Here is a 1,191-nt window from a genome sequence, read left to right as displayed (position 1 = left end):
GCACCTCCCCCTCCGCGTCAGTGACCGAGAAAGCCTCCCATACGGCCTTCTCCACCGGCGCCGGCAGCTTCCCCAGCCCATTCAGCTTCATCGCGAAGTCAGCCCGCGTCCCCGATCGCGTACCGATCAGTGACTTTGCCGCCGCCAGCAGAGACTCCCGCTCGGCGTACTTGAGAACCGCCTTCGCCTCCGCGAGCAGCGCGACCGTCTCCTCGGTGACCTCGAAGCGCAGCCGCAGCGGTCGCTCGACCGTGATGCGCTGGTAGCCGAAGTCGGTGGTCTTGAAGACCTTCACCTTGGCGTGCTGCGGGTGCTTCGGGTCGTCCGCGATGGACAGCGCCTCGACGTACAGCCTGGTCAGCTCGGTGATGTGCTCGTCGGTGAGCATCTTGCGCTTGTCGCCGAGGCTCTTGCGCATCTTGGTCCAGTAGTCGCGACCGTCGAGCAGCACGACCTTGCGCCGCCGGGCCGGCTCCTTCCGGTTGGTGAGGATCCAGAAGTAGGTGGAGATGCCGGTGTTGTAGAACAGCTGGTCGGGCAGGGCGACGATGCCCTCCAGCAGGTCGTTCTCCAGGATCCAGCGGCGGATCTCCGACTCGCCGGACCCGGCGGCGCCGGTGAAGAGCGGCGAGCCGTTGAAGACGATTGCCACGCGGCTGCCCCCATCCTCGGGGCGCTTCATCTTCGAGATCATGTGCTGGAGGAAGAGCAGCGAGCCGTCGTTGATCCGGGGCAGGCCGGCACCGAAGCGGCCGGCGTGGCCGCGGGCGTGCTCGTCCTTGATGAACTTCTCGACCTTCTTCCACTCCACTCCGAACGGCGGGTTGGCGAGCATGTAGTCGAAGCGCTCATCCTCGTGGCCGTCCTGGCTGAACGAGTTGCCGAAGGCAATCTTCGTCGGGTCGCCGCCCTTGAGCATCATGTCGGAGCGGCAGATCGCATACGTCTCGCCGTTGAGCTCCTGCCCGTACACCTCGACGGTGGCGTGCGGGTTGTGGGCCTGGATGTGCTCCTGGGCCTCGGTGAGCATGCCGCCGGTGCCGCAGGCCGGGTCGTAGACCTTGCGGACGATGCCGGGGGTGATCAGGTCGTCCTCGTCGGGGGCGAGGAGCAGGTTGACCATCAGCTTGATGACCTCGCGCGGGGTGAAGTGCTCACCGGCGGTCTCGTTGCTGATTTCGGAGAAGCGGC

Annotated in this window: 1 protein-coding gene; it reads right to left on the bottom strand. The window is 66.2% G+C overall.

Going from position 1 to position 1,191, the window contains the following annotated elements; genetic code table 11:
• Nucleotides 1-1,191: HsdM family class I SAM-dependent methyltransferase (locus tag ONA70_RS36360; protein ID WP_265011001.1), on the bottom strand; the 1,191-nt coding region annotated here is incomplete at both ends.

Origin of the sequence: Micromonospora yasonensis (assembly GCF_026013475.1) — a bacterium.
GTDB classification, from domain to species: Bacteria; Actinomycetota; Actinomycetes; order Mycobacteriales; family Micromonosporaceae; genus Micromonospora; species Micromonospora yasonensis.
This window is presented reverse-complemented; position numbering and strand designations above follow the sequence as displayed.